The following is a 14,005-nucleotide window of genomic DNA, read 5'->3' as shown; positions in this document are numbered from 1 at the left end:
AAACCCGCGGTCCGGTGCTCCTGGCGAGCCCGCGGTGAGGGCGGCCCGGGGCGGCGGTTAGCTTGGGGCACGTGGAACTGGAGCTGCGCATCTTCACCGAGCCCCAGCAGGGGGCTTCCTACGACGACCTGCTGCGAGTCGCCCGTGCCGCCGAGGACGCGGGCTACGGCGCGTTCTTCCGGTCCGACCACTACCTGAAGATGGGCTCCGCGGACGGCCTGCCCGGACCCACCGACGCGTGGATCACGCTGGCCGGCCTGGCCCGCGAGACGAAGGACATCCGCCTCGGCACGCTGGTCACCGCGGCCACCTTCCGCCACCCCGGTCCGCTCGCGATCTCCGTCGCGCAGGTCGACCAGATGTCCGGCGGCCGGGTCGAGTTCGGGCTCGGGTCCGGGTGGTTCGCCGAGGAGCACGCCGCCTACGGCCTGCGCTTCCCGGCGCTGGGCGAGCGCTTCGAGCTGTTCGAGGAGCAGCTGGCGATCATCACCGGCCTGTGGTCGACGCCGGTCGGCGAGACGTTCTCGTTCGACGGCGAGCACTACCGGCTCACCGACTCGCCCGCCCTGCCCAAGCCGACCCAGAGCCCGGTGCCCGTCGTGATCGGCGGCATGGGCGCGAAGCGCACCCCGGCGCTGGCCGCCCGGTACGCGAGCGAGTTCAACCTGCCGTTCGTGGACGTCGACTTCGCCACCGCGCAGTTCGCGCGCGTCGACGCCGCGTGCCGCGACATCGGCCGCGACCCGGCCACCATGACCCGGTCCGTCGGGCTCGTGCTCTGCGTCGGCCGCGACGACGCGGAGGTCGCCCGCCGCGCCGCCGCCATCGGGCGCGAGGTGGACGAGCTGAAGCAGAACGGTCTCGCGGGCACGCCCGCCGAGGTCGTGGCGCGGCTGGGGGAGTGGCACGCGAAGACCGGCATCAGCCGCGTCTACCTCCAGGTGCTCGACCTGTCCGACCTCGACCACCTGGAGCTGGTGGCGGCCGAGGTCGCGCCCCAACTGCGGGGCTGACGGCGCGCTCAGCCGAGCGAGGCCCGGAGGTCGTGCAACGCGGCCGGGTCGAGCAACGCGGACCGGACCGCGCCCACCAGGTCGCCCGCCGCACCCGGTCCGGTGAGCACGACGGCCGTGCCGACCCGGCCGTCCGACCACCGCACCCACACCGCGAACCCGCCGGACCACGCGTCGCCGAGCACCCGCGCCCGACCCGGGTGCCCGGCCACCCCCGGCGAGCGACCCGCCGACCGCAGCAGCCGGTGCAGTTCCGCGGCGGTGCCGAGGCCGCCCGTCCCGGCGGGCGGGTGGGCGTCCGGTCGGCGGCCGATCACCTCCAGCTGGAGCCGGGGATCGCCCACGTACTGCTCGGCGGTCACCGGTCGGCCGAGGACGGCGTGCAGCGCGTCACCCAGCAGGTCCGGCACGGGGAAGGTCGACCGGCCGGCCGCGGCGCGCAGCACGTCGTCGCCCAGGCGGTGCCGCAGGTAGTCGGCGGCGGCGTGGTCGCCGTGCTCCGCCAGGACGCCGACCAGGTCGGCCAACGACACCCGGGCGTTCGGGTCGTCGGCGGTGGAACCGTTGGTGGACTTGAGGTCCAGCGCACGCAGGGCCGCGGCGTGACCGTCGTCGAACGGCGACCGGTAACGCTCCCAGTCGCCCACGCGCACCGGTTCGCCGGGCACGGCCAAGCCCCGGTCCAGGGCCAGGCCGTACGCGGCCAGGTGCAGGAGCCGCACCGTGCCACCCAACGGCCGGGGTTCGTGCGCGTGGTGGGCCAACCGACCGCCGCGGCCGTCGTCCAGCACGACGGCCGGTGAGCCCGGTCGTGGATCGGCCGCCGCGGTCGGGATGGGCAGCAGCAGGGCGCCACCCACCGCACCACAGGCGGAGAGCAGGTGCCGTCGAGTCAGGAGCACGACGAATCTCCCCTCTGGTAGTCCGTGCTCCGGAACCTAGAGGGGGTGGTTCGGGGTTGTCAGCCGGCGCGGACCGCGAACGTGACGCCCGCCGCCACCGGCTGTTGACGGATGAGCGTCCGGTCGGTCAACGGCAGGTCGCCGTTGAGCGCGTCGACGACCGCCTGCCGGGCCAGCGGCAGCACCTCGGCCACCGGCACGACCCGGCCCAGCTCCTCGGACAGCGACGCGACACCCGCGTCCCGGATGCCGCACGGGATGATGTCGCCGAACGCGGCCAGGTCGGCGTCGCAGTTGATCTCGAAGCCGTGCATCGTCACGCCGCGCTGCACGCGGATGCCGATCGCGGCCACCTTGCGCTCCACGCCCCGGTCGTCCGCCGGCACCCACACGCCGCTGCGGCCCTCGACCCGGCCGGTGTGCACGCCGAGCTGGTCGCAGACGTGGATCAACGCCTGCTCCAGGCGGCGGACGTACTGGACGACGTCCAGCGGCTCGGCCAGCCCCACGATCGGGTAGCCGACCAACTGGCCCGGACCGTGCCAGGTGATCTTGCCGCCGCGGTCGACGTCGATCACCGGGACGTCGCCGCCGACGGGCCGCTCCTCCGGTTCGGTGCGCCGACCGCACGTGTACACCGGGGGGTGCTCCAGCAGCAGCATCGTGTCGCCGATGGCGCCGTCCGCGCGTGCTTCGGCGAGTTCGCGTTGCAGGTCCCACGCGGCCAGGTAGTCGATGGTGCCCAGCTCGCGCACCTCGATCGGGTCCGAGGAGGTGCGGCAGGAGAGTTCACTCACGCCTCGACCCTACGCCTGCGGGCAGCAGTCGCAGGGCCAGGGTGGCGAGCAGTCCGACACCCGTGGTGGCGAGCACGGCACCCACCGTGTCGGTGAACCAGTGCATCTCCAGCACCACCCGGCTGGCCGCCGTCGCCGCCACCGCCAGCACCGCCACGACCACGGCTCTGCGCAGGTGGGCACGGGCGAGGTGGGCGCACAGCACCACGCCCGCGAACACCACCGCGGTCACCGCCGTGACGTGCCCGCTCGGGTACGACGGCAGGTCGTACGCCACCGGCCGCACCCGGTCGTACACGTACCGGGCGGTGATCGTGGACCACGAGACACCCAGCAGCACGGTCACCTTGAACACCAACGGGTCCCGTGCCAACACCGACCGCAATCCCAGCGACACCACGGCGAGCACCGCCATGCCGGGGCTCAGCACGAAGCTGACCACCGCCGCCACGCGCGTGAAACCGGGACCCAGCGCGACCGCGTGCCCGTGCAGCACGACGTCCAGCTCCGGCGTGTGCCGGTTGACGGTGAAGCCGAGCAGCACCGAGGCGAACACCAGCACCACGCCGAGCCCGCCCAGGTACGCCTTCGCGGCGCGGTCACCGGTCATCCGTTGACGGCCACCGCGACGGCCGCGCCGAGCGCCGGGTGCTGGAAGTGGAAACCGTGGCGCTCCAACACCTTCGGCACCGCCCGCTGACCCGCCAGCACACCCTCGCCGGCGATCTCGCCGAGCACGGCGCGCAACGCGAACCCGGGCACCACCCACGGCGCGGGCCGGTGCAGCGCGTGCGCCAGGGTGCGGGTGAACTCGGCGTTGGTGACGGGGCTCGGCGCGGTCAGGTTCACCGGGCCGGAGATCGCCTCGTGCTCCAGCACGAACACGATCGCCCCGATCACGTCGTCCAGCGAGATCCACGGCATGTACTGGCGGCCGTCACCCAGCCGCCCGCCGAGGAAGAACCGGAACAACGGCGTCAGCCTGCCGAACAGCCCACCCGTACCGCTGATCACCAGGCCCGTGCGCAGCCGCACCACGCGTTGCTCGGCCGCCGCTTCCGTCGCCGCCTCCCACTGGCGGCACAGCTCGGCCAGGAAACCCGTGCCGGACGGCGCGGTCTCGTCCACCACGGCGTCACCGGTGTCGCCGTAGTAGCCGATGGCGCTCGCGTTGACCAGCGTGGGCACGCCGTGCTCGGCCACGGCGGCGGCCAGCACCTCGGTCGGCGCGGTGCGGCTGTCCAGCAGGACCTGCTTGCGGGCGTGGTTCCAGCGCTTGTCGCCGACGCCCGCGCCGCACAGGTTCACCACGGCGTCCGCGCCGTCCAGCGCGCCGGCGTCGATCCGCCCGGCGGGCGGGTCCCAGCCCCGCTCGTCCGGTGCGGCCGGCCGGCGGCGGACCAGGCGCACCACCTCGTGCTCCGCCCCGCGCAGCGCGGCCACCAGTGCCGTGCCGATGAAGCCCGACGAACCCGCCACCACTACCCGCATGGGTTGATCGTCTCGCAGCGACCCCGCCGATGCACAACAACCCCCGCAATGGCCGAAGCCGCCCCGGAGCTGGTCCGGGGCGGCTTCGCGTGGTGCGGTGTGCGCTCAGAGGCCGAGGTCGGCCTCGAACGAACCCTCCTCCAGGCGGTTCTTGACGGTGGTGAGGAACCGGCCCGCGTCCGCGCCGTCCACCAGGCGGTGGTCGTAGGTGAGGGCCAGGTAGGCCATCGAGCGGATCGCGATGGTGTCGTCGCCGTTCTCGTCGGTGATCACCACGGCGCGCTTGCGGACCACGCCGACGCCCAGGATGCCGACCTGCGGCTGCTGGATGATCGGGGTGTCGAACAACGCGCCGTTGCTGCCCAGGTTGGTCAGCGAGAAGGTGCCGCCGGTCAGCTCGTCCGGCGTCAGCTTGTTCGCCCGCGCGCGCGTCGCCAGGTCGTTGATCTTGTGCGCGAGACCGGCCAGGTTGAGGTCGCCCGCGTTGGAGATCACGGCGTTGAGCAGGCCGCGCTCGGTGTCGATCGCCACGCCCAGGTGCTCGGCGCCGTGGTAGGCGATCTCCTTCTTCTCCTCGTCGATGGACGCGTTCAGCACCGGGTGCTGCTTGAGCGCCTCCACCGCCGCCTTGGCGAAGAACGGCAGGAACGTGAGCTTGGTGCCCTCGCGCTGCTCGAACGCCGCCTTCGCCCGGTTGCGCAGCCGGGCGATCTTGGTGACGTCCACCTCGAACACCTGGGTCAACTGCGCCGAGACCTGGAGCGATTCACGGGTCCGCTGCGCCACGATCTGCCGCAGGCGGGGCAGCTTCTGCACGGTGCCGCGCTTGCCGCCGGCGTCCGGGGCGGGCGTGCTCGCGACCCGCTGGGCGGGCGCCGACGGCGCGGGTGCGGCGGGCGCGGGCGCCTTCGCCGCCTCGACGGCGGCCAGCACGTCCTGCTTGCGGATCCGGCCGCCGACGCCGGTGCCCTTCAGCGTCGACAGGTCGACGCCGTGCTCCGAGGCCAGCTTGCGGACCAGCGGGGTCACGTAGGGCGCGCCGTTGGAGTCGTCCGAAGACGACGCAGACGACGCAGAAGGCGCGGGCTGCGCGGCCGGTGCGGGCTGCGCGGCGGGCTTGGGCGCCTCGGGAGCCGGTGCGGGCTTGGGCGCCTCCTGGGCCGGTGCCGGCTTCGGCGCTTCCGGAGCGGGCGCGGGCTTGGGCGCCTCCTGCTTGGCGGGCGCGGGGGAGCCGGAGCCGATGACGGCGAGCTGTCCGCCGACCTCGACCGTGGCGTCCTCCTCCGCGCTGATCTCCAGCAGGGTGCCCGCCACCGGGGACGGGATCTCGGTGTCGACCTTGTCGGTCGAGACTTCCAGCAGCGGCTCGTCGACCTCGACCTGCTCGCCGACCTGCTTGAGCCAGCGGGTCACGGTGCCCTCGGTGACGCTCTCGCCGAGCGCCGGCATGGTCACCGGGGTGCCCTCGGCGGCACCGCCGCCGGACGGCGCGGGCTGCTCCGCGGCGGGGGGCTCCGGCGCGGACTGCGGCTCGGGGGCCGACTGCGGTTCGGGCGCGGCCTCCTCCGCCGGCGCGGTCGTGGGCGCGGTCTCGCCGCCGTCGCCGTCGCCGATGACGGCGAGTTCCGCGCCGACCTCGACGGTCTCGTCCTCCTGGGCGACGATCTTCTGGAGGACACCCGCCGCGGGCGACGGGATCTCGGTGTCGACCTTGTCGGTCGAGACCTCCAGCAACGGCTCGTCGACCTCGACGCGGTCACCCTCCTGCTTCAACCAGCGGGTGACCGTGCCCTCGGTGACGCTCTCGCCGAGTGCGGGCATTTGGACGGAGAAGGCCATCGTTCGCTGACTCCTCGTGCGTGTCGGATATCGGCTGACTGGGGTGTCGACGGTCAGCCGTGCACGTGCAGCGGCTTGCCGGCCAGGGCGAGGAACGCCTCGCCGAGGGCTTCTGTCTGGGTCGGGTGGGCGTGGATCAGCGGAGCCACGTCCTCGGGGTAAGCCTCCCAGTTGTAGACCAGCTGGGCCTCACCGATCAGCTCGCCGACCCGCTCGCCGACCATGGTGACACCGACCACCGGGCCGTCCGGCGCCTTGACCAGCTTGACGCCGCCCGCGGTCTTCAGGATCTGGGACTTGCCGTTGCCCGCCAGGTCGTAGACGAACGTCTCCGCGGAGCCGTACTTCTCCTTGGCCGCGGCCTCGGACAGACCGACCGACGCGACCTCCGGCTTGCAGTAGGTGACGCGCGGGATGCCCGCCTCGTCGATGACCTTCGGCTGCTGCCCGGCGATCTCCTCCGCCACGAAGATGCCCTGCTGGAACCCGCGGTGCGCGAGCTGGAGGCCGGGCACGATGTCGCCGACGGCGTACACGTTCGGGAGGCTGGTGCGCAGCCGCTCGTCGGTGACGACGAAACCGCGCTCGATCTTGACGCCCGCCTCCTCGTAGCCGTGGCCCGCGGTGTTCGGGCCGCGACCGACGGCGACCAGGAGCAGGTCGGCGTCCAGCACGTCGCCGGACTCCAGCGTCACGGAGACGCCCGAGTCGGTCTGCGTCGCGCCGGTGAACTTCACGCCGGTCTTGAACTTGATGCCGCGCCGGCGGAACGCGCGCTCCAGCTGCTTGGACGCGTACTCGTCCTCGGCGGGCACCAGGCGGGGCAGCGCCTCCACGATGGTCACGTCCGCGCCGAACGAGGCCCACACGCTGGCGAACTCCACGCCGATCACGCCGCCGCCCAGCACGACGACCTTCTCCGGCACGAAGTCCAGGTTCAGCGCCTGGTCGCTGGTGATGACCCGGCCGCCGATCTCCAGGCCGGGCAGGCTGCGCGCGTAGGAACCGGTGGCCAGCACGACGTTCTTGCCGGTGTACCGGTCGCCGTTCACCTCGACGGTGGTGCCGCCGACGAACGTGCCCGCGCCCTCGACCAGCGTGACCTTGTTGGCCTTCGCCAGGCCCTGGAGGCCCTTGTAGAGGCGGCTGATCACGCCGTCCTTGTACGAGTTCACACCGGCGATGTCGATGCCCTCGAGCGAGGACTTCACACCGAACTGGTCGCCCTCGCGGGCGGTGTCCGCGACCTCCGCCGCGTGCAGCAGCGCCTTGGTCGGGATGCAGCCGCGGTGCAGGCAGGTGCCCCCCAGCTTGTCCTTCTCGACCAGGACGACGGACAGGCCGAGCTCCGCCGCGCGGAACGCGCAGGCGTAGCCGCCCGAGCCGCCACCGAGGATCACAAGGTCGGCGGAGGTGTCGGTCACGGGATCTCCCTGGAGAGCTTGTTGCCTTACTTCGCGCGGGTGCGCGCGGGTGATTGCCATCTTGTCACTACTTCGCGGGAGACGGCGACGCGGTGTCCTCTTGGGAGGATTTGGCCACGCCTTCACACGCGCGCCGGCACCATGGTCGTCTCGCGTCGCAACAGGAGGTGGCCCGGTGGGCCTGTTCGACCGTTTTCGCAGGAAGCAACGCCCAGGCGTGTTGCGCGCGGCCACGTCCACGGACACCGGCCACCTGGAGCAGTGGGCCGCCGCACGTCGCGGGGTCGAGGCGTACGTGGAGCCCAAGACGACCGTGACGGAAACCACGGTGGTGCTGGTCGCCCACGACGGCGAGTGGACCCGGCGGCGGATCGACGGCGTCGAGGGCGCGAAGAAGCTGGCGAAGAAGCTGGGCATCCCGATCTACGACGCGGGCATCGTCGGTTACCCGAAGCGGATGCGCGAGTTCTCGCGCCGCAAGAACCAGCAGGGCTGACGACCCGACGGTCGGAACGCCTCGTGCGGCCGGTGCCGTCGCCGGGTGGAAGAGGGATGCATGAAGGTGACCGTCTTCGGCGCGACCGGGGGGACCGGCACGCGGGTCGTCGCGCGGGCACAGGCGGCGGGGCACGACGTCGTCGCCGTCGTGCGCACGGCCAACGGGCGCGACGTGGTCGCCGATGTGCTGGACCCGGACTCGATCGGGCCGGTGATCGCGGGCTCCGACGCCGTCGTGACGGCCATCGGCGCCAGGGGGCGTGGTCCCACCACGGTGCAGACCGACACCACGGCGAGCATCGTCGAGGCGATGAAGGCGCACGGCGTGCGGCGGCTGGTCGTGGTGAGCAACAGCGGCATGGTCGTGGACGAGCACGACGACGCCCTGAGCCGCTACGTGGTGAAGCCGATCCTGCGGCGTGTGTTCAAGCACCCGTGGGCCGACATGGCGGACATGGAGCGCGTGGTGCGGGCCAGCGGTCTGGAGTGGACGATCGTCCGGCCGCCCCGCCTCACCGACGGACCGCGCACCGGGAAGTACCGCACGGCCGTCGACACCAACCTGCGGCGGGGGACCACCATCTCGCGGGGCGACCTGGCGGACCTGGTCGTCGGCTGCCTGGACGACCCGGCGACCACCGGTCACGCCGTCGCCGTCGGCTACTAGGGCCTGCCCTCGGAGCTGCTGCGGTTGATCCGCTGTGATCTTGGGTGCGTGGTGTGCGGGCATGGGTTGACCGACGAGCAGTGGCACGAAACTTTCAGGGAGCCTGCCTGATAGTTAGCGCCCTGCCCCGATCACCGCCCTCGCGCGCCGGCTGGAGTGGTCCTGGGGGCTGTCGCCTCGCGTAATTTTCAGGGAGCCTGCCTGATAATTAGCGCCTGCCCCGACCACCGCCCTCCCGCGCCGGCCGGGGTGGTCCTGGGCTGTTGCCTCGCGAAACTTTCAGGGAGCCTGCCTGAAAGTTAGCGCCCTGCCCCGATCACCGCGCTCGCGCGCCGGCCGGGGTGGTCCTGGGGGCTGTTGCCCCGCGAAACTTTCAGGAAGCCTGCCTGAAAGTTCCAGGGCAGGCCCTGGCCGCAACACGCGGAACGCCCCGCCCGACCTCCGGGCGGGGCGTTCCGGTCGGGTTCGCTCAGCCGTTGGCCGCGATGTCGGCCAGCAGCGCCGCCAGCGTCCGCACCGGCACACCGGTGCCACCGCGGGTCGTGTAGCCGTACGCGCCACCGCTGTGGAACGCCGGGCCCGCGATGTCGACGTGCGCCCACGGCACGCCCTCGGCCACGAACTCACGCAGGAACAGGCCCGCCGCGAGCATCCCGCCGAACCGGTGCCCGGCCACGTTCGCGATGTCCGCCACCCGCGAGTCGAGGTCGGCCCGCAGTTCCTCCGGCAGCGGCATGGCCCACGCCTGCTCGCCGACCGCGCGGCCGAGCGCGGCGACGCGGTCGCGGAACTCGTCCGAACCCATCACGCCCGCCGTGCGCTTGCCCAGCGACACGACCGCCGCGCCGGTCAGGGTGGAGGTCTCGACCAGGTAGTCCGGGCCGTCCTCGCACGCACGCGCGATCGCGTCGGACAGCACCAGCCTGCCCTCGGCGTCGGTGTTGAGCACCTCGACGGTCTTGCCGCCGTACATGGTCAGCACGTCACCCGGCCGGTACGCCGTGCCGGACGGCATGTTCTCCGCCAGCGGGGCCCACGCGGTGACCTCCAGCGGGAACTTCAGCTTCGCCGCGAGCAGCGCCGTGGCGACCACCGCAGCCGCGCCGCTCATGTCCGAGGTCATCTCGTCCATGCCGGCGGCGGGCTTGATGGAGATGCCGCCGGTGTCGAACGTGATGCCCTTGCCGACCAGCGCGACCTTCTTGCCCGCCTTCGGGCCGCGGTAGGTGACGCGGACCAGGCGCGGCGGGCGCGACGAGCCGCCGCCGACGCCGAGGATGCCGCCGAAGCCCTGCTTGCGCAGCGCCTTCTCGTCCAGCACCTCCACCTCGACGCCGGCCAGGCCCTTGGCCAGCGCGGTGACGCGGTCCGCGAACGAGCCCGGGTACAGGTCGTTCGGCGGGGTGTTGATCAGGTCGCGGGTGTCGGCCACGGCCTCCGCGATGGCGGTCGACGCCTTCACGGTCGCGCGGTGCGCCTTGGTCGTGCCCTCGGCGGGCGCGACCAGGTCGACGCGGGCGACGGGCGCGTCGCCGGCGGCGGTCTTGTAGGCGGTGAACTGGTACGCCCCGAGCAGCGTCCCCTCGGCGGCCGGGCCGAGGTGGAGCGCGGACAGGGTGGTCACGGCGCGCTTCTTCCCGGTCAGCGCGCGGGCGGCGGCGCCGGAGGCGCGGCGCACCTGCTCCTCGCCGACGCCCTCGGCGGTCGGCTTGCCCAGGCCCACCGCGACCACGAGGGGTGCGGCGAGCTTGCCGAAGGTCGGCAGCGTGACGACCTCGTCGGCCTTGCCGGTGGCGCCCAGCGTGCCCAGGACGTCCAGCAGTCCGCCGTCGAACGCGGCGTCGACCGCTTCGGCCCCGCCGGCGAGGACGAGGCCGTCCGGGCCCTGGATGGTGCCGACCACCACTGCGTCGGCGGCGGTGGTGCTCAGCTCACTGTCGGTGATGGCCAGCTTGGGCGCGGTCACGTCGGCTCCTTGACGGTGGTCCTCCCGGCACTTCCTGGTCGTGCGGCGGGAACGTGGGTGGATCGTGACGAATGCTAAAGGTCTCGTAGGACCGTTCGCCGTCGGTCCCTTCGACAGCGGGGAGTAACAATTAACAAGGGCGCGGGTCAGTCGTGCGGTTGTCGGTCCGCACCCGGTCCACATGCGATTGTGTACCGGTGACAGTCACGCCCCGTGCCGGGGCCGTGGTGCTCGCCCTCGGCGCGACCCTCGGTGCCGGCGTCCTGGTGGGATTCGGCCCGGCCGCCGCCCTCGCGGGCCCCTGGTTCCTCCCCGCGCTCGCCCTCGCGGCCGTTGCCGCGCTCTGCTGCGCGTACTCGACCGCCGACCAGCACCGGGCTTACCCGGACGCGGCCGGCGGCTACTCCTACATCCGCCACCAGCTCGGGCCGTGGCCCGCGCGGATCGGCGCGAGCGCGCACCTCGTCGGCCGCGCCGGGCTGGCCGCCGCGCTCGCGGGCGCGTTCGGCGCGTACGCGTTCCCCGCCGACCGGGTCGTGGCCGGTGTCGTGCTGCTGGTCGTCGTCGGCGGGCTCGGGCGGTTCGCCGCCGGGTGGATCGGCCTGGCCGCCGTGGTCGTGGTGCTCGTCGCGCTGGGCGTGGTGGTGGCGGTCGCGTTCTCCGTCGCGCCGCCCGCCAACCCGCCCGGCGGCGAGGTCGGGTTCGACGGCGTCATGGGCGCGGCCGGCCTGCTGTTCGCGGTGTTCACCGGGTTCGAGCGGGTGACCGCCCCGGAGCGCGGTGACCCGGTGTTCCCGGCGCGTGCGTTGCGGGCCGCCGTGCCGGTGCTGGTCGGGGTGGTGCTGGTGGTGGCGCTGGCGGTCGGCTGGGCGGTGCTGCGCCAGCTCGGGCCCGCGCGGCTCGCCCTGTCACCCGCACCGCTGCGCGACGCGCTGGCCGCCGCCGACGGGCGCTCGCTCGTGCCGGTGCTGGCGGTGGGCGTGCTGGTCGCGGCGGGGTCGGCGCTGGTGTTCGTCCTCGCCTCCGCCCGCCGGACGTTGCGCGGGCTGGTGGAGCACGGCGACCTGCCGCGGGTCCGCGCCGACTGGCCGTTGGACGTGGTGGCGGTCGGGCTCGCGCTGGTGGTGTTCCTGGCGCTGCCGACCGGCACGGCGCTGGCGGTCGGCGCGTGCGGCACGGCGTTCTACTACGGCTTCACGAACGCGTCCGCGCGGGTGCTGCTGCACGAGGAGCGGACGTGGCCGATGCGCACCGCGTGCCTCGGCCTGGGTTTGTGCGTGCTCCTGGCGATGAGCGCGCCCACGGACGCCTTGCTGCTGACCGCCGCGGCCCTCGCCGCCGGCACCGCCCTGCTGAGCCTCAACCGGGTCCGCCGCCGAATCGGCTAGCGGTCCGCCGCCGGTGTCGGCGGAGCGAGGCGGCTCGGCGGTCCCGCGGACGGGGTGCGGGGGCATTTTGTCGGCGTGCCGCGGGAAATCGGAGGACCGAGCATCGGGACAACGATTTTCCGATGTCCGAGTGGGAGCTACTGTGCTGACATGACGACCGCGTTGCCTTTCACCCGGACCCCGCACCCGCAGCCGGCGACCCCGGAGCGGGTCGCGGAGGTACTCGCCAAGCCGGGCTTCGGGCAGCACTTCACCGACCACATGGTGACGATCCGCTGGAACCGCGAACAGGGCTGGCACGACGCCGCAGTCGAGCCCTACCACTCGCTGGAGCTGGACCCGGCGGCAATGGTGCTGCACTACGGCCAGGCGATCTTCGAAGGGCTCAAGGCGTACCGCCGGCCCGACGGATCGATCGCGTCCTTCCGCCCCGAGGCGAACGCGGAGCGCTTCCGCGCGTCCGCCCGCCGCCTCGCCATGCCCGAGATGCCCGACGAGCTGTTCCTCGGCAGCATCCGGGAACTGCTGGACGTCGACCGGCGCTGGGTGCCCTCCGACGCCGAGGAGTCGCTGTACCTGCGGCCGTTCCTCTACGCCACGGAGAAGCACATCGGCGTGCGGCCCGCGAACGAGTACCTGTACGTGCTCATCGCGTCGCCCGCCGGCTCCTACTTCGCGGGTGGCCTGAAGCCGGTCACGGTGTGGTTGTCCACCGAGTACGTGCGCGCCTCGCCCGGCGGCACCGGCGCGGCGAAGTTCGCGGGCAACTACGCGGCGTCCCTGGTGGCGCAGGCGCAGGCCGCCGAGCAGGGCTGCGACCAGGTCGTCTGGCTGGACGCCGTGGAGCGCCGCTGGGTGGAGGAGATGGGCGGGATGAACCTGTTCTTCGTCCTCGGCTCCGGGGCCGACGCGCGGGTCGTCACGCCCGAGCTGTCCGGCGCGCTGCTGCCGGGCATCACCCGCGACTCGCTGCTGCGGCTCGCCGCCGAGTTCGGCTACGGCGTCGAGGAACGCCGCTTCTCCACCGAGGAGTGGGAGAAGAAGGCCGAGTCGGGCGAGCTGACCGAGGTGTTCGCGTGCGGCACGGCGGCCGTGATCACGCCGGTCGGCCACGTGAAGCACGCGGGTGGCGAGTTCAGCGTCTCCGGTGGCGCGACCGGTGAGGTCACCATGCGCCTGCGGGGGCGGCTGACCGGCATCCAGCAGGGTCTCGTCGAGGACACCCACGGCTGGATGTCCGAGCTGGCCTGACGATCAGGCCAGCGCGCAGACGGCGAGCACGGTGAGGCTCGCCGTCTCACCCGCCGCGCCCAGCACGTCCCCGGTGACGCCGCCGAACCGCCGCCGCACGTGGCGAACCAGCAACAGCACCAGCCCGGCGGCCAGCAGCACCGCGACCGGGCCGTGCCACGGCGCGACGAAGAACCCCGCCACCGCGAGCACCAGCCACCACGCGACCGCCACCACCGGGTGCTGCGAACCCGCGACCAGCGCGCCGAGCCCCTCGGGCCGGGCCGCCGGCACGCCGCGCACGCAGCACAGCACGAACGCGGCCCGCCCGGCGGCCAACGACAGCACCACCGCGCCCCAGGGAACCGCGGGCAGCGCCGCCGCCTCGCCGCCGAGCACGACGATCAACGCCACCACGGCGAACGGCCCCGCGCCGCCGTCCTTCATCACCGCCAGGGCCCGCTCGGGCGGGCCGTAGCAGCCGAGGCCGTCGGCGGTGTCCGCGAGGCCGTCGAGGTGCATCCCGCGGGTGGCCAGCGCCAGCCCGCCCACGACGAGGAAACCCGCGAGCATCGGCGGCGCGTGCAGGACCGCGGTGAGCAGGTGCAGCACACCGGCGGCGACCAGGCCCAGCAGCACGCCGACGAGCGGTGCGCAGGTGATGGCACGCGCCGCCGACCGCGCGTCCACGTGGTCCACCCGGACCGGCAGGACGGTCAACCACGACAGGGCGAGCCGCATGTCAACGCACCGGGCGGCCCGCGTGGTGGCGGGCCGCATCGAGGGCGGG

Annotated in this window: 13 protein-coding genes; 5 read left to right on the top strand and 8 right to left on the bottom strand. The window is 73.3% G+C overall.

The genetic code is table 11. The annotated features are described in order from the left end of the window. Nucleotides 1-77: 77 nt before the first annotated feature. Nucleotides 78-1,013, top strand: a complete 936-nt coding sequence (locus KZQ38_RS31370) for an LLM class F420-dependent oxidoreductase (protein WP_219447507.1) — start codon at nt 78-80, stop codon at nt 1,011-1,013. Nucleotides 1,014-1,021: 8 nt separating this feature from the next. Here KZQ38_RS31370 and KZQ38_RS31365 read toward each other — a convergent pair whose 3' ends face one another. From KZQ38_RS31365 to lpdA, 6 genes are all read right to left on the bottom strand, one after another. Then, a complete protein-coding gene (locus KZQ38_RS31365; RefSeq protein ID WP_219447317.1) occupies nt 1,022-1,915 on the bottom strand; it encodes a class A beta-lactamase-related serine hydrolase in 894 nt (297 codons plus the stop codon). Nucleotides 1,916-1,974: 59 nt separating this feature from the next. Then, nucleotides 1,975-2,712, bottom strand: coding sequence for a lipoyl(octanoyl) transferase LipB (lipB, locus tag KZQ38_RS31360; RefSeq protein WP_219447315.1), 738 nt, complete (start codon nt 2,710-2,712; stop codon nt 1,975-1,977). Then, on the bottom strand, nt 2,705-3,322 hold the full coding sequence (locus KZQ38_RS31355; RefSeq protein ID WP_219447313.1) for a phosphatase PAP2 family protein: 618 nt from the start codon (nt 3,320-3,322) through the stop codon (nt 2,705-2,707). The genes lipB and KZQ38_RS31355 overlap by 8 nt, the downstream gene beginning before the upstream one ends. After that, nucleotides 3,319-4,203 carry a TIGR01777 family oxidoreductase gene (locus KZQ38_RS31350; protein WP_219447306.1) on the bottom strand — a complete coding sequence of 295 codons (885 nt, stop codon included), beginning with the start codon at nt 4,201-4,203 and terminating at the stop codon, nt 3,319-3,321. The genes KZQ38_RS31355 and KZQ38_RS31350 overlap by 4 nt, the downstream gene beginning before the upstream one ends. Nucleotides 4,204-4,308: 105 nt before the next feature. Beyond that, nucleotides 4,309-6,042 carry a 2-oxoglutarate dehydrogenase, E2 component, dihydrolipoamide succinyltransferase gene (gene sucB / locus KZQ38_RS31345; RefSeq protein WP_219447304.1) on the bottom strand — a complete coding sequence of 578 codons (1,734 nt, stop codon included), beginning with the start codon at nt 6,040-6,042 and terminating at the stop codon, nt 4,309-4,311. A gap of 53 nt (nt 6,043-6,095) precedes the next feature. Then, nucleotides 6,096-7,466: a dihydrolipoyl dehydrogenase gene (gene lpdA, locus KZQ38_RS31340; protein WP_219447302.1), complete on the bottom strand. Its 1,371-nt coding sequence runs from the start codon at nt 7,464-7,466 to the stop codon at nt 6,096-6,098. A gap of 175 nt (nt 7,467-7,641) precedes the next feature. On the opposite strand from lpdA, the gene KZQ38_RS31335 reads away from it, so the two are divergent. Both KZQ38_RS31335 and KZQ38_RS31330 read left to right on the top strand, forming a co-directional pair. Next, complete coding sequence (locus KZQ38_RS31335; protein WP_219447300.1) at nt 7,642-7,962, top strand: oxidoreductase; 321 nt, start codon at nt 7,642-7,644, stop codon at nt 7,960-7,962. Nucleotides 7,963-8,022: 60 nt separating this feature from the next. Continuing rightward, entirely contained in the window at nt 8,023-8,631 is a 609-nt protein-coding gene (locus KZQ38_RS31330; RefSeq protein WP_219447298.1) for an NAD(P)-dependent oxidoreductase, read from the top strand. Nucleotides 8,632-9,100: 469 nt separating this feature from the next. On the opposite strand, the gene KZQ38_RS31325 is transcribed toward KZQ38_RS31330, so the two are convergent. Next, complete coding sequence (locus tag KZQ38_RS31325) at nt 9,101-10,597, bottom strand: leucyl aminopeptidase (RefSeq protein ID WP_219447296.1); 1,497 nt, start codon at nt 10,595-10,597, stop codon at nt 9,101-9,103. A 197-nt stretch (nt 10,598-10,794) separates the two neighbouring features. Between KZQ38_RS31325 and KZQ38_RS31320 the strand changes: the two genes are divergently transcribed. Together KZQ38_RS31320 and KZQ38_RS31315 are read left to right on the top strand one after the other, a co-directional pair. Next, entirely contained in the window at nt 10,795-11,985 is a 1,191-nt protein-coding gene (locus tag KZQ38_RS31320) for an APC family permease (protein ID WP_219447294.1), read from the top strand. 150 nt (nt 11,986-12,135) lie between these two features. Continuing rightward, nucleotides 12,136-13,236 carry a branched-chain amino acid aminotransferase gene (locus KZQ38_RS31315; RefSeq protein WP_219447284.1) on the top strand — a complete coding sequence of 367 codons (1,101 nt, stop codon included), beginning with the start codon at nt 12,136-12,138 and terminating at the stop codon, nt 13,234-13,236. Between the two features lie 3 nt (nt 13,237-13,239). Here KZQ38_RS31315 and cobS read toward each other — a convergent pair whose 3' ends face one another. After that, nucleotides 13,240-13,956: an adenosylcobinamide-GDP ribazoletransferase gene (cobS, locus tag KZQ38_RS31310; protein WP_219447282.1), complete on the bottom strand. Its 717-nt coding sequence runs from the start codon at nt 13,954-13,956 to the stop codon at nt 13,240-13,242. Nucleotides 13,957-14,005 lie beyond the last annotated feature (49 nt).

It is taken from the genome of Saccharothrix obliqua, from assembly GCF_019375475.1.
In the GTDB taxonomy this organism is placed as follows: domain Bacteria; phylum Actinomycetota; class Actinomycetes; order Mycobacteriales; family Pseudonocardiaceae; genus Actinosynnema; species Actinosynnema obliqua.
This window is presented reverse-complemented; position numbering and strand designations above follow the sequence as displayed.

Excerpts from the sequence above, each read along its gene's own strand:
- KZQ38_RS31355 (WP_219447313.1), bottom strand. The coding sequence starts at position 3,322 with ATGACCGGTGACCGCGCCGCGAAGGCGTACCTGGGCGGGCTCGGCGTG.
- KZQ38_RS31350 (WP_219447306.1), bottom strand. The coding sequence starts at position 4,203 with ATGCGGGTAGTGGTGGCGGGTTCGTCGGGCTTCATCGGCACGGCACTG.
- sucB (WP_219447304.1), bottom strand. The coding sequence starts at position 6,042 with ATGGCCTTCTCCGTCCAAATGCCCGCACTCGGCGAGAGCGTCACCGAG.
- KZQ38_RS31330 (WP_219447298.1), top strand. The coding sequence starts at position 8,023 with ATGAAGGTGACCGTCTTCGGCGCGACCGGGGGGACCGGCACGCGGGTC.
- KZQ38_RS31315 (WP_219447284.1), top strand. The coding sequence starts at position 12,136 with ATGACGACCGCGTTGCCTTTCACCCGGACCCCGCACCCGCAGCCGGCG.
- cobS (WP_219447282.1), bottom strand. The coding sequence starts at position 13,956 with ATGCGGCTCGCCCTGTCGTGGTTGACCGTCCTGCCGGTCCGGGTGGAC.